Consider the following 19,598-nt stretch of genomic DNA (forward strand, 5'->3'; position numbering starts at 1 on the left):
TTGCCGCTAAGCTAGCATGGCAGTTAGGGGAAAAGTGTTAACTGGATCACACGCTGTAAAACGTTTTACTGATGCATTTTACTGACAGTAAAATAAAAGCATCGTTATTGCGATTGTTATTTCATTAACAGTAAAATAGCTATTTAACTTATTGTATTGCAATGATTTTACTCGCAGTAAAATTTTTACTATTATAAATCTACCGTTTATTTTATTAGCGGTAGTATTTAGCTGATCGCATTTACCTGATGAATATTCTCATTTATAAGAACATGGAAATCCCATTAAAGGTAATTTAAAAAATGAAATTCTCATCACGTATAAATTCATTTCGCTCCAGAGCCGATCTGTTTGCGGCGAAGAACAATATGGATACTTGCGATCTTATTACGCGTATGGGTAGCGTTGCGGGCTTGACGCATATTGAGCTGAATTATCCGGAACACTTTATTGGTCAGGATAAAGCGCTGATTAAACAGACCATCGCCGATAACAATTTGCAGGTGGGCGGCATCGCACTGCGTTATAACAAAGAGTTCATCGAGGGTGAATTCACCAATCCGGATGCCGCACTGCGAAAAAAAGCGATTGAAATTACCCTTGAAGCCGCAGAGATGTGCAAATACCTTGGCGGTAATACCGTCACGCTGTGGTTTGGCTACGATGGCTACGATTATCCGTTCCAGCAGGATTATTTCCGCGCCTATGAGTGGCTGGTCAGCGCATTACAGACCGTGACCCAGGCACACGCGGATATGCAATTCAGTTTTGAATATAAGCCGTATGAACCGCGCACCTTCTCCTTTATTGGTGATGTCTCTTCAACGCTGATGCTGATTGATGATGTAGGCTCCGACAATCTCGGTATTACCCTCGATTTCTGTCACATGATCATGAAGAAAGAGAATCCCGCTTTCTCACTGTTCCAGTCGGCACGCAAAAACCGTCTGGTGGGCTTCCACCTGAATGATGGTTATGGTCATTTTGATGATGGATTGATGCTGGGTTCCGTGCACCTGATGCAGACGCTGGAATACATCTATTACGCAAAACGCGTTAACTTCAGCGGCCTGATCTATTTCGATACCTTCCCAAGCCGTGAAGATCCGGTTGCCGAATGCGCGCAAAACATTCGCATGTATAAAGCGCTCTCCAGCTTTATTGATCGCCTGAGCATTGATGAAATCGATCAGCTGATTAAAAGCCAGGATGCGCTGAAAGTGCAGGGCATGCTGATGAAAATCATCGCTGAATAAAAACAAAATCAAAACTTACCTCTATTAACTACCACCAGTCAGTGTCTGACACGGGGGAAACTATGTTCGACAAAATAGGTTTGCCTAAAAACTTGCTTTGGGGCTATATCGGCCTCGCGATATTCATGATCGGCGATGGTGTAGAACAAGCGTGGATTGCCATCTGGCTGGTGGATAAAGGGCTGTCTGTCGCGCAAGCCTCTTATCTGATCACCGCATACGGTGTCACGGTGACGCTGGCGGCCTGGGTGACCGGCGTACTGGTGCAAACCCTCGGCCCGCGCAAAGTGATGCTGTATGGGTTGATCACCTTTGTTATCGGCAGTATCGGGTTTATCGGCGTTGGCCTCAAGACCATGCACATGGCCTGGATGCTGCCGTTTTATGCCATTCGCGGCATCGGTTATCCACTGTTTGCCTACTCGTTTCTCATCTGGATTAACTACAGCACGCCGGTGGAGCGCCGTTCTACCGCAGTGGGTTGGTTCTGGTTTACCTTCTCGCTGGGTTTGAGCGTCATCGGTCCGTTCTTCTCCTCGCTGGCATTGCCGGTGATGGGCGAAATTCATGTGCTGTGGGTCGGCATGGTATTTGTGGTCGTCGGCTCCGTGTTAGGCATTTGGGTGAACCGCGACGTGGTACCGGCATCTGAAATTCATCCTTTCAGCGCGGCGGAGTTAATTAAAGGCATCACCATTCTGCAGCGTCCGGTGATTGCGATGGGATTGGTGGTGAAATCGGTAAACGGCATCGCCCAATATGGCCTGGCGACCTTCCTGCCGCTCTATCTGATCAGTTTCGGCTACAGTAAAACCGAATGGCTGCATATGTGGTCGGCGGTGTTCCTGGTGGCGATTTTCGCCAATCTGTTCTTTGGCTTCTTTGGCGATAAGTTTGGCTGGCGAACCACTATCATGTGGGTCGGTGGCTTTGGCTATGCCGCGGTGCTGATTTTGGTCTGGGCCGTGCCGCAGCTGCTGGGCCATAACTTCTATGTGATGGCATTGGTGCTGTGCCTGTGCGGTATTACCATGGCCGGTTATGTGCCGCTGTCGGCGCTGTTCCCGTTGCTGGCCCCGGACAGCAAAGGCGCGGCCATGTCGGTGCTGAATCTGGGCGCAGGTCTCGGGGCATTTATCGCACCTGCCATCACCGCGCTGTTCTACTCATCGCTGGGTGCGGGCGGGGTGCTGGGAATTTATGCCGGGCTTTATGTTCTGAGCGGGGTGTTGACGCCATTCCTGAAAACGCCTGAAGAGCTGGATGCGCGAGTGGCGATGACGGACAAAGCGGCCTGAAAGACGTGAGATTTTGGTTATAAAAAAAGCCCAGTTAATTAACTGGGCTTTTTATTGCGATTAAGAGATTAGACGTTGAACAAGAAGTTCATCACATCGCCATCTTTTACAATGTACTCTTTACCTTCTGAGCGCATTTTACCGGCTTCTTTCGCGCCTTGTTCGCCTTTAAACGCAACGAAATCTTCAAACGCGATGGTCTGAGCGCGGATAAAGCCTTTCTCGAAGTCGGTATGGATTTTACCCGCCGCCTGTGGCGCGGTGGCGCCGACAGGAATGGTCCATGCACGCACTTCTTTCACGCCTGCGGTGAAGTAGGTTTGCAGGTTGAGCAGCGCATAACCGGCGCGGATCACGCGGTTCAGGCCCGGCTCTTCCAGACCCAGTTCAGCCATGAACTCGTCGCGTTCGTCATCTTCCAGCTCAGCGATATCAGACTCAACGGCAGCACACACTGGCACCACCACCGAACCTTCGGCTTCGGCAATCGCACGCACCTGATCGAGGTACGGATTGTTTTCGAAACCGTCTTCGTTGACGTTAGCGATGTACATGGTTGGCTTCAGCGTCAGGAAGCTGAGGTAGCGGATGGCCGCTTTCTCGTCAGCATCCAGATTCAGTGCGCGCAGCATGCCCGCTTCTGACAGATGTGGCAGGCACTTCTCCAGCGCAGCCAGCTCGGCTTTCGCATCTTTGTCGCCGCCTTTGGCTTTCTTCTGGCAACGCTGAATCGCACGTTCGCAGGTGTCGAGATCCGACAGCGCCAGCTCGGTGTTGATCACGTCAATATCTTCCGCCGGGTTAACTTTACCCGCAACGTGGATGATGTTGTCGTTTTCAAAGCAGCGCACCACGTGACCGATGGCTTCGGTTTCACGGATGTTGGTCAGGAACTGGTTGCCCAGGCCTTCACCTTTGGACGCGCCTTTCACCAGACCGGCGATATCGACGAATTCCATGGTGGTGGGTACGACGCGCTGTGGCTTAACAATCTCGCTCAGCTGATCGAGGCGCAGATCGGGCATTGGTACCACACCGGTGTTTGGCTCGATGGTGCAGAACGGAAAGTTGGCTGCTTCGATACCCGCTTTAGTCAGCGCGTTGAACAGGGTGGATTTACCGACGTTCGGCAGGCCCACAATACCGCATTTAAATCCCATGGTCTGATTACCTTTCTCACTGAGTGCGCAGCGCTGTTCAATAGCGCCGACAGATTCAAAAAATTTCGCGCATTATACACAGAATTGCCTTCTGCGGCTCGGGAATTGGCCTTAGCCCGCCTTGAACGCATGCAGGCGGTTCATCGCCTTAATCTTATCTTCTTTCAGCCACAGTTCGGTGCAGCGCACCGCTTCGTCTACGGCATCATCAATCAGCTTTTGTTCGCTGGCTGGCGGCTTACCCAGCACGAAACCGGTCACTTTATTGCGGTCGCCAGGATGACCAATACCCACGCGTAAACGGTGAAAATTATTGTTGTTGCCCAGCTTGCTGATGATGTCTTTCAGGCCGTTATGGCCGCCGTGGCCGCCACCTTGCTTGAATTTCGCCACGCCCGGCGGTAAATCCAACTCATCGTGCGCTACCAAAATCTCTTCTGGCGCAATGCGATAAAAAGTCGCCATCGCCGCCACCGCTTTGCCGCTGAGATTCATAAAAGTGGTGGGCACCAGCAGGCGCACATCTTCTCCCGCCAGCGACAGGCGCGCGGTGTAGCCATAAAACTTTGGCTCGTCTTTTAAGGACTGATTGTTGCGGCTCGCCAGTAAATCGACATACCAGGCGCCAGCGTTATGGCGGGTTGCGGCGTATTCAGCGCCGGGATTGGCCAGCCCCACAATCAGTTTAATGCTGCTCACGATGTTTATCCTGTCTTGCTGCGGAAAGGGCGATAGTTTACTGCCTGGTGGCACGGATGACAAAGGCCGCGCGCCACAGATAATGTCTCTACGTGACTAATCATTTTCTATCGAAATCAAGGCGCTGGCGGTAAAGATTTGTCAAAGGTTGTGAAGGATATGTGATCCTGTACGCAACTTAAGCGGCAGGTATTGCCTAAGCTTATGGCTAGTTAACCATACGTGCTGTTTTGCTTTTAAAAGGATGGAGGTGGATCATGAAACGTCAAAATTGCCGCTTTGTAGGTAACGGTTTGATGTGTTTGGGTTTACTGACGATGGTATTAGGCGTCGGCTATTCCATTATCAACCAGCTTCCTTCACTCAACCTGCCGCAATTCCTTGCGCACGGTGCGATGTTCAGCATCTTCGTTGGCGCTTTACTGTGGCTGGTGGGCGCGCGCGTCAGCGGACGTGAGCGCGTGGAAGATCGTTATTACTGGTTACGTCATTACGGCGATAAGCGTTGCCGTCGCAATCACTCATCACATTAAGTGAGTACGGTTTGCTGCAGCGGCTGTAACTGCGCGAGATAACGTTCGATGCGGTTACGGCCGCTGGCTTTTGCGCGGTACAACGCTTCATCGGCCAGCGCCAGCAACAGCGGGAAGGGTTCGCCAGGCTGCAGCGCGGTGGCATAACCGATGCTGACGGTATAACGCACGTCGTTAGGTTGCGACAGCTGTGTCGCCAAACGGATACGTTCACATACCCGCTGCGCCTGCTCGGCATCGCCGGGAATGATCGCAGCAAACTCCTCGCCACCCAAACGGGCAAAATGTCCACTCTCCGGCATCAACGCCTGCACCACCTGACAAAAATCGATTAACACTTGATCGCCTTGCTGATGGCCGAAACGGTCATTGATGCTTTTAAAATGGTCCAGATCGAACAGCACCGCGCTATAGACAAAGTGTTGTGACTGTCGCGCGCTGCGCAATAACATTTTATCGGCCTGCTCGAATAGCGCGCGGCGGTTCCACACGCTGGTGAGCGGATCGTGCATTGATGCCAGTTTATGGGCGATTTGCGTGCGTTCGTTGACCATCGCCAGAATGGTGAAACTCAGGCCAATAACAAACAGGATCGATTCAAGAATCACATACACCGAGAAGCTGGAACCGCCAATCGCACCGCGCACCGGCGTCGCCACCGCATCGTCCAGAAAGATACGCGCCACGTGAAACAGCAAATGGATCCATAGCAGGATTTGCGCCGGCCAGAAGGTGACGGTCAACGACGCGCGCACGCGCCACAGCAAGCGGATTAGCGCGCCGGTATAGATGATGCACAGCAGGCAAACCACCAGCACGCGCTTCGGCTGGCTATGATAAAACGCGGGGAACAGGCACAAAATCGCCCACAACAAACCGCCGCCTAACCAGCTGAGGCCAATCGCTTTACCGCAGAAGATGCGGAAGGCATTGAGCAGATTGCCATAAGCCAGCAACAGCATGACGTTGCCGACCGCGACCGGTAAAAAATGGAATCCCGCACTGCGTAAGCTGCTCAGGAACACCGCCGCCAGGGTTAAAACCAGCGCCAGCGTGGTGCAGCCCAATACGCGATCATACTGCGCACCGACCCAGGCAAAAATCAAAATGATACTCAAAAACCCCAGCACAAAGAGCTCGCAAACAAACAGTGTGTAGAGGTCGAGAGTCATAGTGGTCGGAGCTCTTAAAAAAGTGGGGAAGAAAATACCATTAATTATTGGAGCGCTAAAGGGCGGCAATGCGAGTTGATGGAAAAGAGTGGATGGCAGCGATAATAGCGAGATTTAACGAAATTTATCGCGCAAATATCAATGGGGAAAGTGGCTTAATCGGTGAGTCAGGTTGAGGGCAGGGTGCAAAGAAAAACCGGGCACGAGGCCCGGTTTCACGCGATGAATTAATGCTCAAACATCGCGGAGATTGATTCTTCGTTGCTGATACGACGAATCGCTTCGGCCAACATGCCAGACAGCGTCAGAGTACGCACGTTTGGCAGAGATTTCATCTCTTCAGACAGCGGAATGGTATCGCAGACAATCACCTGGTCAATCACCGACTTACGCAGGTTTTCCACCGCGTTGCCGGAGAAGATTGGGTGAGTAGCGTAAGCGAAAACACGTTTCGCGCCGCGCTCTTTCAACGCTTCAGCCGCTTTGCACAGCGTACCGCCGGTGTCGATCATATCGTCGACCAGTACACAGTCACGACCCGCAACGTCACCAATTATGTGCATCACCTGAGAAACGTTCGCGCGCGGGCGGCGTTTGTCGATGATAGCCATATCGGTATCGTTGAGCAGTTTGGCGATGGCGCGGGCACGCACTACGCCACCGATGTCTGGGGAAACTACAATGGGATTTTCCAGGCCAATTTGCAGCATATCTTCCAGCAGGATTGGGCTGCCGAAGACGTTATCCACCGGGACATCAAAGAAGCCCTGAATCTGTTCAGCATGCAGGTCAACGGTGAGAACACGGTCAACGCCCACGCTAGAAAGGAAATCGGCAACCACTTTGGCGGTGATCGGTACACGAGCAGAACGCACACGGCGGTCCTGACGCGCATAGCCAAAGTAAGGAATGACAGCAGTAATACGACCAGCAGAAGCCCGACGCAAGGCGTCGACCATCACAACCAGCTCCATCAGATTATCGTTGGTGGGGGCACAGGTGGACTGGATGATGAAAATATCACCACCGCGTACATTTTCGTTAATCTGTACACTTACTTCACCATCACTGAAACGGCCAACAGCGGCGTCTCCGAGGCTAGTGTAAAGGCGGTTGGCAATACGTTGTGCTAGTTCCGGGGTGGCGTTACCAGCAAATAGCTTCATATCAGGCACGAGAAGAACCTCAGGCTTGGCGTCCAGAGAATGAACGGCTCTAGAGTAACCGGCGAATACCAAAGAGCATGTTCATACGGGTGTGTTAATGCGCAACATGCAGTGTCTGGAACGGGTGACACTGTCACGTAGACGCTTTTAGCCCAGAAAGTGTGCGCTGCAACGGCGAGAGGTTAAGCCCGCGCGCCACAAATCCGCAAATCCATTTCGGGGCAAGCTCCAGCACCTGACGTGCGTCGGATTCGGTGTCAAATTCAGCAAACACACAAGCTCCGGTCCCAGTCAGGCGCGACGGCGCGTATTCTAGCAGCCAGGAAAGCAGCTCATCAACCTTACGAAAACGTTTTCTTGCCACAGCCTCACAATCATTGTGAAAAGGACGCTGTAACAGTTCATCTAATGTGCGGATTGGTGAATCACGCGTCAGTTCGGGATCGCGGAACAGATCCGGCGTCGCGATGCTCACGCCCGGATGGGCCACCAGATACCATTTTTCTGCCGGTTCAGCCGGCTGCAACAGTTCGCCAACGCCTTCAGCAAAGGCCGCGTGACCCTGAATAAAGACGGGCACATCCGCGCCCAGTTTGATGCCAATCGTCGCCAGCTCAGCAACGCTTAAGCCGGTTTGCCACAGATGATTCAGCGCCACTAACACCGTCGCTGCATTCGAAGAACCGCCGCCAAGTCCGCCGCCCATCGGCAAAACCTTCTCCAGCGCGATGCTGGCACCGGCCTGCGCGGGCAAAGTACCACGCGCGGCGGCAACGGTTTTTAACGCCTGCGCGGCACGCACAATCAGGTTCTCGTCATCCGGCACACCAGCCAGCGGTGTGAGCAGCGTAATCTTGCCGCTGCTGTCTGGTGTGATTTCCAGCGTGTCACCGTAATCGAGAAACTGAAACAGCGTTTGCAGATTGTGGTAGCCGTCAGGACGACGGCCAGTGATATACAGGAACAGGTTCAGTTTTGCTGGTGCGGGCCACGTGGTGATCATTGGGTGGTCCAGCTATCCATGCGTAATTTGATGCGCTGACCGCCTTCAGACAGCTCCAGATTCGCCGGCAGCGGCGGATTCACTTTGCTGTCGTAATCAGAAATATTCACTTTCCACTGCTGACCGTTACGACTGTAGTTCAGGCTTTGCAGCTGATAATTGTTGTTGAGCTGATAATCGCTGGCATCGCCTGGCAAGCCCATCATCCACTGACGCAGATTGGCGAGCGGAATATCCATGCCGGTGAGCTGTGAAATCATCTTCTCGGCATCGTTACTCACGTAGCGTTTGCCTTTGTTATCTACGATCTGCACCACGGAACCTTGTGCATCCAACTGCAATTCGGTGCTGCCGAGCGGATTGGTCAGCAGCAGGCGATAGCGATCCGCAGCGGTTTGCTGCCAGTTAAAGCGTGCATACACTTTTTGCTTATCCGACAGGTAAGCGAACGCACCGCGCGTCTGATACTGGCTGATTTTCGCCACGGCTTGCTGATGCTGCTGCCATTGCGGTGATGTGGTGCTTGGGCCCGGACCTTGTGGTTTGTTAATGGTACATGCAGCCAGTAACACGCTGGCAAGGGGTAAAAGGCGCAGTAACTTGCGCGGGGGCAAATGCATCACGTGGTCATCTCCTCAGACACGTTTTTACTTCGTAACCGGTAACGCTAACCATCCGCATGTAAGCCGTCAATGCTGTTATGGCAATAATTGCGCACGATCAGTTTAATCTTATTACTGTCATAGGCTTTGTATGGCTTTTCTTGACCTGTGGCATCTTGTAGAATGCGCTGCACAAAACCCTGACAACACTTGGGATATCCCAACCCGAATCACATGACGCTGCTTGCACTCGGAATCAACCACAAAACTGCACCTGTTGCGCTACGCGAACGCGTTGCGTTTACACCAGACACGCTGGAACTGGCGCTGAATAGCCTGCTGTCCCAGCCGATGGTGCAGAGCGGTGTGGTCCTTTCGACCTGCAACCGTACAGAACTCTACCTCAGTGTAGAGCAGCAAGCCGACCTGCAGGAGAAGCTGGTGCGTTGGCTGTGTGACTATCACGATCTGCGTGAAGAGGATGTGCGCAACAGCCTCTACTGGCATCAGGATAACGCGGCGGTCAGCCATCTGATGCGCGTGGCCAGCGGGCTGGATTCACTGGTGTTGGGTGAACCACAGATTTTAGGTCAGGTTAAAAAAGCTTTTGTTGATTCGTCACGCGACCACGCGCTGAGCAGTGAACTGGAGCGCATGTTCCAGAAAACCTTCTCGGTGGCCAAGCGTGTGCGCACCGAAACCGAGATTGGCGCCAGCGCCGTATCGGTCGCCTTCGCTGCCTGTTCACTGGCGCGTCAAATTTTTGAATCTCTCAGCACCGTTAACGTGCTGCTGGTCGGCGCTGGTGAAACCATCGAGTTAGTGGCGCGTCATCTGCGTGAACACTCCGTCAAGAAGCTGATGATCGCCAACCGCACCCGCGAACGCGCACAGCTGCTGGCCGATGAAGTGGGGGCAGAAGTGATTGGCCTCGGCGATATCGAAACCCGTCTGGCCGATGCCGACATCATTATCTCTTCCACCGCCAGCCCGCTGCCGATTATCGGTAAAGGGATGGTGGAGCGCGCGCTGAAAGCGCGTCGCAATCAGCCGATGCTGCTGGTGGATATCGCCGTACCGCGCGATGTCGAGCCGGAAGTGGGCAAGCTGGCGAACGCCTATCTCTATAGCGTTGATGATCTGCAAGCGATCATCGAGCAGAACATGGCGCAGCGTAAAGCCGCCGCCGTGCAGGCTGAAAGCATTGTGGTGCAGGAGAGCGGCGAATTTATGGCCTGGCTGCGCGCGCAAAGCGCGGTTGAGACCATCCGTGAATACCGTTCGCAGGCCGATCAGGTGCGCGCCGAGTTACAGGAACGCGCGCTGGCCGCGCTGCAGCAGGGCGCTGACGCCGAAAAAGTGCTGCAGGAACTGGCACACAAGCTGACCAACCGTTTAATTCATGCACCAACCAAATCACTGCAGCAGGCCGCGCGCGACGGCGACAGCGAACGCCTGCAGATCTTACGTGACAGCCTCGGTTTAGAGTAATCTGGTCAGTCACGACCTATCACTGGGATACCCGCTATTACATGAAGAGCTCTATTGTTGCCAAGCTGGAAGCGCTCCAGGAACGCCACGAGGAAGTGGAAGCGTTGCTGGGCGATGCCGGCGTGATTGCCGATCAGGATCGTTTCCGTGCGTTATCACGCGAATATGCCCAGCTTAGCGACGTCACCCGTTGTTTCCGCGAATGGCAGCAGGTGCAGGAAGACGTTGAAACTGCCGAAATGATGCTGGAAGACCCGGAAATGCGCGAGATGGCGCAGGAAGAATTAAAGCTGTCACGCGAGAAGCGTGAAGCGCTGGAACAACAGCTGCAAGTGCTGCTGCTGCCGAAAGATCCCGACGATGAACGTTCGTGCTTTGTCGAAGTGCGCGCCGGAACCGGCGGTGATGAAGCGGCGATTTTTGCCGGCGATCTGTTCCGTATGTACAGTCGTTACGCCGAAGCGCGTCGCTGGCAGGTTGAGATCATCAGCGCCAACGAAGGTGAGCACGGCGGCTATAAAGAAGTGATCGCCCGCATCATCGGCGATGGCGCGTATGGCCGCTTTAAGTTTGAATCGGGCGGCCATCGCGTACAGCGCGTGCCAGAAACCGAATCGCAGGGCCGTATTCACACCTCGGCTTGTACCGTTGCGGTGATGCCGGAACTGCCCGAAGCGGAAATGCCGGAAATCAACGCCGGCGATTTGAAAATCGACACCTTCCGTTCTTCCGGTGCCGGTGGTCAGCACGTTAACACCACCGATTCCGCGATTCGTATCACCCACTTGCCAACTGGCATTGTGGTGGAGTGTCAGGACGAACGTTCACAGCACAAAAACAAGGCCAAAGCGTTGGCGGTGCTGGGCGCGCGTATTCACGCGGCGGAAACGGCAAAGCGTAATGCCGCAGAAGCCTCGACGCGTCGTAACCTGCTTGGCAGCGGCGACCGTTCGGATCGTAACCGCACCTACAACTTCCCGCAGGGCCGCGTAACAGATCACCGCATCAACCTGACGGTCTACCGTCTAGATGAGGTGATGGAAGGCAAGCTGGATTCGCTGATTGAGCCGATTGTGCAGGAGTATCAAGCCGATCAGCTGGCCGCGCTGGCTGGACAGGACTAATGATCATCCGTCGCTGGCTACAGCAGGCTGTGGTAGCGCTCTGTGGCGGCGACAGCCCGAAGCGCGATGCGGAAATATTGCTGGGTTTTGTGACGGGCAAAGCGCGCAGTTGGCTGATTGCTTTTGATGACGCGGAACTGGACGCGCAGCAGCTGGAACAACTGAATGCGCTGCTGGCGCGCCGCGTCAACGGTGAGCCGATTGCGCATCTGGTCGGTGAGCGTGAATTCTGGTCGCTGCCGTTGCGCGTTAGCGATGCCACGCTGATCCCGCGCCCGGATACTGAAGTGCTGGTGGAGCAAGCGCTGGCGCATCTGCCGGCCGCCGCGACGTCTCTGTTGGATTTAGGCACCGGCACCGGCGCGATTGCGCTGGCGCTGGCCAGCGAACGGCCAGGCTGCCAGGTTATCGGCTGCGATCGCATCGCGGCGGCGGTGGAACTGGCGCAGGACAATGCGCAGCGTCTGCACATTGATAACGCCCGCTTCATCCTCAGCAACTGGTTTAACGATCTTCCCGCCCAACGTTTTGATCTGATTGTCAGCAATCCGCCCTATATTGATGCCGCCGATGTACATCTGCAGCAGGGCGACGTGCGCTTTGAACCGCGCAGCGCGTTAGTGGCGGACGATCAGGGTTTGGCCGATTTACGTTTTATCATTCACACCGCACCGCACTGGCTGCACGCTGGCGGCTGGCTGCTGCTGGAACATGGCTGGCAGCAAGGTGATGCCGTGCGCGCCATCATGACGCAGCACGGTTATCAGGCGGTGAGCACCGTTGACGATTACGGCGGTAATCCGCGCGTCACACTAGGACAATTTTTTAATAAGGAATAACGATGGCGAGCTGGTATCCCCTGATTAAACATTTTCACTTGCTGACCGTCGCGCTGACGATTTGTCTGTTTTTGCTGCGCTTCTACTGGCAAACCACCGGCTCAGCGATGCTGCAACGCCGCTGGGTGCGCATTGCGCCGCACGTTAACGACACCTTTTTGCTGTTAAGCGGTGCGCTGCTGGTGATGATTACGCATTTTTATCCGTTCACACCGCAAGGAAGCTGGCTGACGGAGAAGCTGTTAGCGGTTATTATCTACATCGCCTTAGGTTCCGTGGCATTGAGCCGTCGCCCACGTAAAATGGGGACACGTTGGATCGCCTTCCTGATTGCAATCGTAGCGTTGCTGTTTGTGATTAAGCTGGCGATGACCAAAATGCCGTTATTGGGGATTGTATGACCTCGCCAGAGCAACTCGATTACAGTGAAACACCGTTGAGTGAAGCGGTGATTGGCGCCACATGCGCCATACGCAATGATTTTTCCGCGCCTTCGGTGCAACAACAGTTGGCGGCGCTGGTAGATGAAGCCCGTGAGTTCGTCAGCAGCGAACAGGACGCCGATTTGCAGCTGGGTAAGCTGCTGGAGCTGTTCTATCGTCAGTGGGGATTTGGCGGCGCCAGCGGCGTGTACAATCTCTCCGACGCGCTGTGGATCGACAAAGTCTTGAAGAGCCGTCAGGGCACTGCGGTGTCGCTGGGCGTGATTCTGCTGCACATCGCCGATGAGTTGGAATTACCGCTGATGCCGGTGATATTCCCGACCCAGCTGATTCTGCGTGCCGACTGGTTAGATGGCGAAATGTGGCTGATAAACCCGTTCAACGGTGAAACGCTGGATACGCATACGCTGGAAGTGTGGCTCAAAGGCAACATTAGCCCAACCGCCAAGCTGTATAACGACGATCTCGACGAAGCCAAGACCATCAACGTGATGCGCAAGATGCTCGACACCTTGAAATCCGCGCTAATGGATGAGAGGCAGATGGAGCTGGCGCTGAACGTCAGCAAGGTGCTGCTGCAGATCGATCCTGACGATCCTTACGAGATTCGCGACCGTGGTTTGATCTATGCGCAATTAGAGTGTGATCACATCGCGCTGAATGATTTGACCTATTTCGTTGAACAGTGTCCTGAAGATCCGGTCAGCGAGATGATTAAAGTGCAGATTCACGCAATTGAACAGAAACAGGTAACGCTGCACTAAGCGTTACCCGATAAAAGGAAAGGAAAGGGCATGACACAGAAAGTAGTGAATATCGGCGATATTAAGGTCGCAAACGATCTGCCATTCGTTCTCTTCGGCGGCATGAACGTGCTGGAATCGCGCGATCTTGCCATGCGCATCTGCGAACACTACGTTAAGGCCACCGACAAACTCGGTATCCCTTACGTATTCAAAGCCTCTTTTGATAAAGCCAACCGCTCTTCAATCAAATCCTATCGTGGTCCAGGTTTGGAAGAGGGCATGAAGATTTTCCAGGAGCTGAAGCAGGCGTTCGGCGTGAAAATCATCACCGACGTGCATGAAGCATCGCAGGCGCAGCCAGTGGCTGACGTGGTTGATGTGATTCAGCTGCCGGCATTCCTCGCCCGTCAGACCGATCTGGTGGAAGCGATGGCGAAAACCGGCGCGGTAATCAACGTCAAGAAGCCACAGTTTGTCAGCCCAGGCCAGATGGGTAACATCTACGACAAATTCGTCGAAGGCGGTAACGATCAGGTTATCCTGTGCGATCGCGGCAGCAACTTCGGCTATGACAACCTGGTTGTCGATATGCTCGGCTTCAACGTGATGAAAAACGTCACCCAAAATAGCCCAGTGATCTTCGACGTAACCCACGCGCTGCAAACGCGCGATCCGTTCGGTGCTGCATCTGGCGGTCGTCGTGCACAGGTCGCCGAGCTGGCGCGTGCTGGCATGGCGGTTGGCATTGCTGGCCTGTTCATCGAAGCACACCCAGAGCCAAACAGCGCCAAATGTGACGGTCCATCCGCGCTGCCGCTGGATAAGCTGGAACCCTTCCTGGTGCAGATGAAAGCAATCGACGATCTGGTGAAGAGCTTCCCAGAGCTGGATACCAGCAACTGATTGTTTTGAAATGTGAAAAAGGCGCCGATGGCGCCTTTTTTATTGGCTGGTCGCCATAAATGGCGATCCTGCAACATGCACGATTTCCGTAAAGTTGGCATTTATGCCGACCGCTAGTCTCACAGCATAATCGTCAACAAATACCCGGCAAACAGTGCCAGATGCGCGGCACCGTTCAACACGTTGGTACGGCCCGTTGAGAACGAGATGTGGCACAGGATCAGCACGGCGCTCATGATCACCATCTGCGGTGGCTCAAGGCCGAACACCAATTGCTGGTCGGTCAGGGTAGCGATGATGGTCACTGCAGGCACCGTCAGTGAAATGGTCGCCAGCACCGAACCGAAAAACAGATTCATTGCGCGCTGGACCTGATTCATCAGTACCGCTTTGATTGCACCTAAACCTTCCGGCGACAGAATCAACAGCGCCACCAGGAAGCCGGTGAACTGCGCCGGGGCGTTCAGTTCTGTCAGCAGACTTTCCAGCGGATTGGCGTTCATCTTGGTCACGGTAATCACCGCAATCAGATGCACGATCAGCCATGCGGTGTGCCACAACGAGCTGTGCGCAGAAGGCTTACCGTGGTGCGGATCGTCGCCATCATCTTCGTGCTCATAAACGAACAGGCTTTGGTGGGTTTTGGTTTGAATCAGCAGGAACACGCCGTACATGGCCGCAGAAATCGCCGCGATGATCAGCGCCTGCGTGGTCGTGAAGTTACCGCCAGGTAACGCATTGGGGAACACCAGCACCAGAATCGCCAACGGGAAAATGGCGATCATGTACTGTTTTACGCCCGCCAGATTAACGTACTGCGTGGCAAACTTGCGCCCGCCCAGCAGCAGGGCAAAGCCGACTAAACCGGCGGTCACAATCATGATGATCGAGTAGAGCGTGTCGCGCATTAGCGCGGGCGCGGCATCGCCGGTGGCCATTAGCGCGGAGATCAGACTCACTTCAAGTATGACGACGGAAAGACTGAGAATCAGCGAGCCATAAGGTTCGCCTAAACGGTGTGCCAGCACGTCGGCGTGACGCACCACGCTGAAGGCGCTAAACAGAATGGCAACTAATGCCAACAGATTGATGCCGATAACCGGCAGAAGCGCTGTCTGGTTGCCGAAGAAGCTCAGCACCGCCAGCGCAGCAACGGGGAAAATCAGTGAGTACTCGGTATGGCGGGTTTTCTCATGTCCAGGCATTTACCATCCTCTCCGGAAAAAGTACCAAGCAGGCAATCATTGCCTGATAAATATAATGAGTTTTCTGACGCAACGCAGTGTAACTTTTCATCAGCTGTGTTGCTGTGACTTTACGCGATTTTACCAAAAGCGTTTATTATGCATAACACGGCAAAAGAGTGTGTTATCGCTGGATTAACGCCTTTATTCATTATGTTGCATGAGTCACTCACCCAATTAAAGATGAGATTGATCTGGTTAATCGTCGTATAGGGTGAAGTTTATAGAGGTTTAAACCTGTTTTAGGTAATCTGCCAGTGAAAGTGCGAGTTTGCTTTTTAACCCAGATGATCCAGGCTTAAACCCTGAGCATGAAACAGGAGGAAATATGCCTTATTCATCAAACAAAGAGCTGCCAGACAGCGTGCGTCATGTCCTGCCGGCTCACGCGCAAACCATCTATCAAAAGGCCTTTAACAGCGCCTGGGACCAATACAAAGATCCCGACGACCGGCGTGGTGATGAGTCGCGCGAAGAGGTCGCCCACAAAGTCGCCTGGGCAGCGGTCAAGCATGAGTACGCAAAAGGTGACGATGACAAGTGGCACCCTAAACCCTAGTTTGTCATGCGGGCCAGTGCGGCCCGCCTCGCACTTTTCCCTTCGCCATTCAAGTTCCCCACCAGGCAGCCGATGCTATTTACACAGAATTTCCCTTTTGTGATCGGGGTCAATCTTGAATGTTTTGTTAAAAATGAATTAATGTCTTCTCTTAAGACGATGCCATGAGCGTCGCCTGTAGACATCAGTTTTGAGGAACCACACCGGCAAGATGTCAGCGCAGTAGAGGAGACCACAGTGTTAACGCGGGAATTTTTGTTAAAAGCAGATTGTAAAACATCGTTTGGCGATATTGATGAAGCGCTGTTCTGGAGCTGTGAAAAGCGTGCGGCATCGCTGTCCGCGACGCTGGCCTGTCGTCCTGACCAAAGCCCGGTGTGGATTTTTGGCTACGGCTCGCTGATGTGGAATCCCATTTTTGAAGCGGCCGAAGTGGCGCCGGGTCGTTTAGAGGGCTGGCACCGTGCGTTTTGCCTGCGTCTGATTGCCGGTCGCGGCACTGTAACCGCGCCTGGCCGCATGCTGGCGCTGAAAGAGGGCGGTTCTACCAGCGGACTGGCGTTCCGCTTACCGGAATCGCGTTTGCATGACGAGCTGGAGCTTCTGTGGAAGCGCGAAATGATCACTGGCTGCTATCTGCCAACCTGGTGTGAACTGGAGCTAGAGGACGGACGCAACGTCACCGCGCTGGTGTTTATCATGGATCCGCGTCATCCGCTGTATGAAACCGATTCCTGCCGCAGCACCATTGCGCCGTTGATTGCCCAGGCCAGCGGTCCGCTCGGCACCAACGCACAATATCTCTACGCGCTGGAGCAGGAGCTGGGCAAGCGTGGCATGCAGGAAGCGGCATTGACGCGCCTGGCAGCAGATGTCAGAGCGCTGCAGAGTCATTCAGCAGCGCGCTGATACAGATTACTGCGCCGGATTAATCAGCCAGGTGCCCGGCTTATCGATGGTCAGCGATTGGCTATGCACCTGGTTGCCGTTACGCACCTCAATGCGATAGTTCCCCGCCGCCAGATTGAGTGAAGCGAATCCGCTGGAGGAGGGCTTCACATCGCGGGCTTCGCCATTCAGCATCACATTCTCACCCGCCTGTAAACGCAGATAAACCGTCGCCACCGTCGGTGCGCTGCTCGCTACACTGTTGCCTGCGGCGGCAGGCGCAGCGGGCGCGGTGCTGGCGGCGACCGGCGGTACTTCGCTGTGACGATTCGCTTTCCACACCACCACCACAACCGCCAAAACCGCAATCGCAGCGGCCACCACTAAACCTGGCGACAAACGACGCACGTTGCGCGGCGTCAAAGGTTCCACTGCGGCTGCGGCATGATTGACTGCTAACACCTGCGGTTCCGGCGTTGCAACACTCGGCTCCACCGGTACAACCGGCTCGGCCACGACAGGAATGGTGGTGGAGAGCGCTTCAACATCGCTTACCGGCAGATTGATCAAGCAGGCAAAGGCATCAATGCTTTGTGGACGATCTGCTGGCTTCATGGCTAACGCGCAGTCAATGGCGTGCAGCAGCGGCAGCGAATAGCCTTCCGGCTTGCGCTCCACCAGCGGCTGATAATTATCCTCAATGCAGCGCACCACGCTCACCGGCGGCGCATGGCCGGTGATCAGGTTGTGCAGCACCGCGCCTAGCGCATAGATATCGGTCCACGGTCCTTGCTCGATTTCGCCTTCTTCGCTGTATTGCTCAATTGGCGCAAAGCCGGGCTTCAGCATAATCTCGGTTTCATCCGAGAGGTTGCCGATCTCTTTGCGTGCCGAGCCAAAATCGAGCAGCACCGGCAGCTGATTTTCCTGAATCTGGATGTTATCCAGCGAGATATCGCGATGCAGATAACCGGCGGCGTGAATGGTATCGATGGCGCCAAACAGCGGCGGCAGCAGACGACGGATCCAGCTTTCATCGATGCTGTCCGGACTGGTAATCTGCCACTCTTTTAGCGTCATGCCGCTGTAATAGAGCGTGCCCATGTAGGCGGTGCCGTTCTCCTCCCAGAAGCGCAACACATGCAGCAAGCCGGGATGATTGAAGCGTGCCAGCAGGCGCGCCTCCTGAATAAAGCTATTACGACCGGCGGTAAACAGCTTATGGAAACGCTCACCGCGCAGTTCCAGCGACATATCCGCCGCACGCACCGCCAGCGAGACGGGCATGTACTCTTTGATCGCGATGGTGCGTTCAAGCTGATGATCCCAGGCACGATAAACAATGCCGAAGCCGCCGCCGCCAATCACTTCCTTGATTTCAAATTCATTAAACCGGTAGCCCGCAGGTAGGGCGTTAGGTGTATGGTTTTCGTTTGCCGACATAGTGAACTCTCTGAACACGTCCTGTAGCGCCCCGTCATCAGGATGACGGCAGGCAACGACCGCTAATTAATTAATGTTACGCCAGGCACCAATCGCCGGATCGGCGAGATCCGCATGCAGGGTGTCAATCAGTAACACAGTCACTTTTTGCTGTGGCATAAATTGCGGCGACCAAACGCCGCGTAACGTCTCAACCCGCTTTTTCAGCACATCGCTGTCCTGATCGGCGGTTTTGTCCATCTTCACCAGAAGTGTGCCGCTGAAGCGCCACACATGCTGTTGTGCATCAAACGGCAGCACTAACCAGCTATCATCGGCATCCGGACGCGTAACAATCATGCGCTGGTTATTTACCGAGACCACTTCCAGCGGCGGACCGCTTATCTTCAAATCTGCAATCGGGTAGCCCTGATAGAAATTCAGCGCCAGATTGTGGGTTTTGCCGGCGCTCATCAGCGTCATTTCGCTCGGGCCTTCCAGCCAGCCTTCGGTGGAGCAGTGCTGATTCGGGTTATCCGGGATAAACAGCGATTCACCTTTGTCATCCCACCAGGTACGGAAATGGCAGCCGCCCGGCAAGGCAAAGTGCTGCAGCGGCGTGCTATCCGCCGGGCGTGACAAATCGAGCGGCGCGGCGTTGCTGGTGGTGGCGCTGGCGGTGGCATCGTTCAGCACGATCGGGCGCCAGTTCTGTAATTTGGCCGCGCTGCCGTTAGCCAGCACGCTGCCCTCTTTATTGGTCATCTGCCACGGCAGTTCATCCAGCAAGCCACACTGATTGGCCAGCAGCGTACCAACGCGCGGCAGGAAGCTGGTCAGGATGCTGGAGTCGGTGCTTTTGCCCGAAACAATGCGCAGCGGCAGCGTCTCTTTGCACCAGTCGTTGGGTGCTTTGCTCGCCACGTTATCAATGTAGACTTCCAATGACAGGCTCGGTGAATACACCACACGATAATCTTCTGCCTGAGCATTTACGGCCAGCAACAGGGTTGCGAAGCCCGTCAACCACACTTTCATAAGAATCCTTGG

At 54.4% G+C, this 19,598-nt stretch carries 20 protein-coding genes; 11 read left to right on the top strand and 9 right to left on the bottom strand.

Going from position 1 to position 19,598, the window contains the following annotated elements; all coding sequences use genetic code 11:
* The first annotated feature begins 302 nt into the window (after nucleotides 1-302).
* Together K5Y30_RS00850 and K5Y30_RS00855 are read left to right on the top strand one after the other, a co-directional pair.
* The gene (locus K5Y30_RS00850) at nucleotides 303-1,256 is read left to right on the top strand and encodes a sugar phosphate isomerase/epimerase (protein WP_101764104.1); all 954 of its coding nucleotides are present in this window, start codon (nucleotides 303-305) and stop codon (nucleotides 1,254-1,256) included.
* Nucleotides 1,257-1,318: 62 nt separating this feature from the next.
* Entirely contained in the window at nucleotides 1,319-2,554 is a 1,236-nt protein-coding gene (locus K5Y30_RS00855) for an MFS transporter (protein WP_110866351.1), read from the top strand.
* A 68-nt stretch (nucleotides 2,555-2,622) separates the two neighbouring features.
* On the opposite strand, the gene ychF is transcribed toward K5Y30_RS00855, so the two are convergent.
* Together ychF and pth are read right to left on the bottom strand one after the other, a co-directional pair.
* Nucleotides 2,623-3,714: a redox-regulated ATPase YchF gene (gene ychF, locus K5Y30_RS00860; RefSeq protein WP_008107633.1), complete on the bottom strand. Its 1,092-nt coding sequence runs from the start codon at nucleotides 3,712-3,714 to the stop codon at nucleotides 2,623-2,625.
* A 111-nt stretch (nucleotides 3,715-3,825) separates the two neighbouring features.
* Complete coding sequence (gene pth, locus K5Y30_RS00865; protein ID WP_008107639.1) at nucleotides 3,826-4,413, bottom strand: aminoacyl-tRNA hydrolase; 588 nt, start codon at nucleotides 4,411-4,413, stop codon at nucleotides 3,826-3,828.
* 257 nt (nucleotides 4,414-4,670) lie between these two features.
* Here pth and ychH point away from each other — a divergent pair, with 257 nt between their 5' ends.
* Nucleotides 4,671-4,946, top strand: coding sequence for a stress-induced protein YchH (gene ychH, locus K5Y30_RS00870; protein WP_061723496.1), 276 nt, complete (start codon nucleotides 4,671-4,673; stop codon nucleotides 4,944-4,946).
* Here the strand turns inward: ychH and K5Y30_RS00875 are convergent.
* The 4 genes from K5Y30_RS00875 to lolB form a co-directional block, all read right to left on the bottom strand.
* Complete coding sequence (locus tag K5Y30_RS00875; RefSeq protein WP_192234164.1) at nucleotides 4,943-6,118, bottom strand: GGDEF domain-containing protein; 1,176 nt, start codon at nucleotides 6,116-6,118, stop codon at nucleotides 4,943-4,945. The two genes, ychH and K5Y30_RS00875, sit on opposite strands and share 4 nt — an antisense overlap.
* Before the next feature lie 227 nt (nucleotides 6,119-6,345).
* Nucleotides 6,346-7,293, bottom strand: coding sequence for a ribose-phosphate diphosphokinase (prs, locus tag K5Y30_RS00880; protein ID WP_006118899.1), 948 nt, complete (start codon nucleotides 7,291-7,293; stop codon nucleotides 6,346-6,348).
* 124 nt (nucleotides 7,294-7,417) lie between these two features.
* Entirely contained in the window at nucleotides 7,418-8,287 is an 870-nt protein-coding gene (ispE, locus tag K5Y30_RS00885) for a 4-(cytidine 5'-diphospho)-2-C-methyl-D-erythritol kinase (RefSeq protein ID WP_222210288.1), read from the bottom strand.
* Nucleotides 8,284-8,907, bottom strand: a complete 624-nt coding sequence (lolB, locus tag K5Y30_RS00890) for a lipoprotein insertase outer membrane protein LolB (RefSeq protein WP_101764109.1) — start codon at nucleotides 8,905-8,907, stop codon at nucleotides 8,284-8,286. Before lolB ends, ispE begins: the two co-directional genes overlap by 4 nt.
* A 216-nt stretch (nucleotides 8,908-9,123) precedes the next feature.
* On the opposite strand from lolB, the gene hemA reads away from it, so the two are divergent.
* From hemA to kdsA, 6 genes are read left to right on the top strand one after another with little or no spacing between them, the layout of a single operon-like run.
* On the top strand, nucleotides 9,124-10,380 hold the full coding sequence (gene hemA / locus K5Y30_RS00895) for a glutamyl-tRNA reductase (RefSeq protein WP_061718543.1): 1,257 nt from the start codon (nucleotides 9,124-9,126) through the stop codon (nucleotides 10,378-10,380).
* A gap of 41 nt (nucleotides 10,381-10,421) precedes the next feature.
* Nucleotides 10,422-11,504 carry a peptide chain release factor 1 gene (prfA, locus tag K5Y30_RS00900; protein WP_222210289.1) on the top strand — a complete coding sequence of 361 codons (1,083 nt, stop codon included), beginning with the start codon at nucleotides 10,422-10,424 and terminating at the stop codon, nucleotides 11,502-11,504.
* Nucleotides 11,504-12,343: a peptide chain release factor N(5)-glutamine methyltransferase gene (gene prmC, locus K5Y30_RS00905; RefSeq protein WP_222210290.1), complete on the top strand. Its 840-nt coding sequence runs from the start codon at nucleotides 11,504-11,506 to the stop codon at nucleotides 12,341-12,343. Before prfA ends, prmC begins: the two co-directional genes overlap by 1 nt.
* A gap of 2 nt (nucleotides 12,344-12,345) precedes the next feature.
* A complete protein-coding gene (locus tag K5Y30_RS00910; RefSeq protein WP_101764112.1) occupies nucleotides 12,346-12,744 on the top strand; it encodes a SirB2 family protein in 399 nt (132 codons plus the stop codon).
* Nucleotides 12,741-13,550 (top strand): invasion regulator SirB1, encoded by an 810-nt coding sequence (gene sirB1 / locus K5Y30_RS00915; RefSeq protein WP_222210291.1) that lies wholly within the window; start codon nucleotides 12,741-12,743, stop codon nucleotides 13,548-13,550. The genes K5Y30_RS00910 and sirB1 overlap by 4 nt, the downstream gene beginning before the upstream one ends.
* A 30-nt stretch (nucleotides 13,551-13,580) precedes the next feature.
* Nucleotides 13,581-14,435, top strand: coding sequence for a 3-deoxy-8-phosphooctulonate synthase (kdsA, locus tag K5Y30_RS00920; RefSeq protein WP_222182591.1), 855 nt, complete (start codon nucleotides 13,581-13,583; stop codon nucleotides 14,433-14,435).
* Between the two features lie 119 nt (nucleotides 14,436-14,554).
* Here the strand turns inward: kdsA and chaA are convergent, their stop codons facing one another.
* Nucleotides 14,555-15,640: a sodium-potassium/proton antiporter ChaA gene (gene chaA, locus K5Y30_RS00925; RefSeq protein ID WP_110866345.1), complete on the bottom strand. Its 1,086-nt coding sequence runs from the start codon at nucleotides 15,638-15,640 to the stop codon at nucleotides 14,555-14,557.
* A 367-nt stretch (nucleotides 15,641-16,007) separates the two neighbouring features.
* Between chaA and chaB the strand changes: the two genes are divergently transcribed.
* Together chaB and K5Y30_RS00935 are read left to right on the top strand one after the other, a co-directional pair.
* The gene (gene chaB, locus K5Y30_RS00930; protein WP_222182589.1) at nucleotides 16,008-16,238 is read left to right on the top strand and encodes a putative cation transport regulator ChaB; all 231 of its coding nucleotides are present in this window, start codon (nucleotides 16,008-16,010) and stop codon (nucleotides 16,236-16,238) included.
* Between the two features lie 237 nt (nucleotides 16,239-16,475).
* Complete coding sequence (locus K5Y30_RS00935) at nucleotides 16,476-17,147, top strand: gamma-glutamylcyclotransferase (protein WP_168197458.1); 672 nt, start codon at nucleotides 16,476-16,478, stop codon at nucleotides 17,145-17,147.
* Nucleotides 17,148-17,153: 6 nt separating this feature from the next.
* Here K5Y30_RS00935 and K5Y30_RS00940 read toward each other — a convergent pair whose 3' ends face one another.
* On the bottom strand, nucleotides 17,154-18,569 hold the full coding sequence (locus K5Y30_RS00940; RefSeq protein ID WP_222182587.1) for a serine/threonine-protein kinase: 1,416 nt from the start codon (nucleotides 18,567-18,569) through the stop codon (nucleotides 17,154-17,156).
* Nucleotides 18,570-18,635: 66 nt separating this feature from the next.
* Nucleotides 18,636-19,586, bottom strand: a complete 951-nt coding sequence (locus K5Y30_RS00945; protein ID WP_222182585.1) for a hypothetical protein — start codon at nucleotides 19,584-19,586, stop codon at nucleotides 18,636-18,638.
* Nucleotides 19,587-19,598: the final 12 nt, after the last annotated feature.

Source organism: Pantoea sp. DY-5 (genome assembly GCF_019795955.1).
Taxonomy (GTDB): domain Bacteria; phylum Pseudomonadota; class Gammaproteobacteria; order Enterobacterales; family Enterobacteriaceae; genus Pantoea; species Pantoea leporis.

Coding starts and splice junctions, on each gene's coding strand:
- hemA (WP_061718543.1), top strand. CDS start 9,124: ATGACGCTGCTTGCACTCGGAATCAACCACAAAACTGCACCTGTTGCG.
- prfA (WP_222210289.1), top strand. CDS start 10,422: ATGAAGAGCTCTATTGTTGCCAAGCTGGAAGCGCTCCAGGAACGCCAC.
- ispE (WP_222210288.1), bottom strand. CDS start 8,287: ATGATCACCACGTGGCCCGCACCAGCAAAACTGAACCTGTTCCTGTAT.
- K5Y30_RS00850 (WP_101764104.1), top strand. CDS start 303: ATGAAATTCTCATCACGTATAAATTCATTTCGCTCCAGAGCCGATCTG.
- K5Y30_RS00875 (WP_192234164.1), bottom strand. CDS start 6,118: ATGACTCTCGACCTCTACACACTGTTTGTTTGCGAGCTCTTTGTGCTG.
- kdsA (WP_222182591.1), top strand. CDS start 13,581: ATGACACAGAAAGTAGTGAATATCGGCGATATTAAGGTCGCAAACGAT.
- K5Y30_RS00945 (WP_222182585.1), bottom strand. CDS start 19,586: ATGAAAGTGTGGTTGACGGGCTTCGCAACCCTGTTGCTGGCCGTAAAT.
- chaA (WP_110866345.1), bottom strand. CDS start 15,640: ATGCCTGGACATGAGAAAACCCGCCATACCGAGTACTCACTGATTTTC.
- chaB (WP_222182589.1), top strand. CDS start 16,008: ATGCCTTATTCATCAAACAAAGAGCTGCCAGACAGCGTGCGTCATGTC.
- lolB (WP_101764109.1), bottom strand. CDS start 8,907: ATGCATTTGCCCCCGCGCAAGTTACTGCGCCTTTTACCCCTTGCCAGC.
- prmC (WP_222210290.1), top strand. CDS start 11,504: ATGATCATCCGTCGCTGGCTACAGCAGGCTGTGGTAGCGCTCTGTGGC.
- ychF (WP_008107633.1), bottom strand. CDS start 3,714: ATGGGATTTAAATGCGGTATTGTGGGCCTGCCGAACGTCGGTAAATCC.
- ychH (WP_061723496.1), top strand. CDS start 4,671: ATGAAACGTCAAAATTGCCGCTTTGTAGGTAACGGTTTGATGTGTTTG.
- sirB1 (WP_222210291.1), top strand. CDS start 12,741: ATGACCTCGCCAGAGCAACTCGATTACAGTGAAACACCGTTGAGTGAA.
- K5Y30_RS00855 (WP_110866351.1), top strand. CDS start 1,319: ATGTTCGACAAAATAGGTTTGCCTAAAAACTTGCTTTGGGGCTATATC.
- K5Y30_RS00940 (WP_222182587.1), bottom strand. CDS start 18,569: ATGTCGGCAAACGAAAACCATACACCTAACGCCCTACCTGCGGGCTAC.
- K5Y30_RS00910 (WP_101764112.1), top strand. CDS start 12,346: ATGGCGAGCTGGTATCCCCTGATTAAACATTTTCACTTGCTGACCGTC.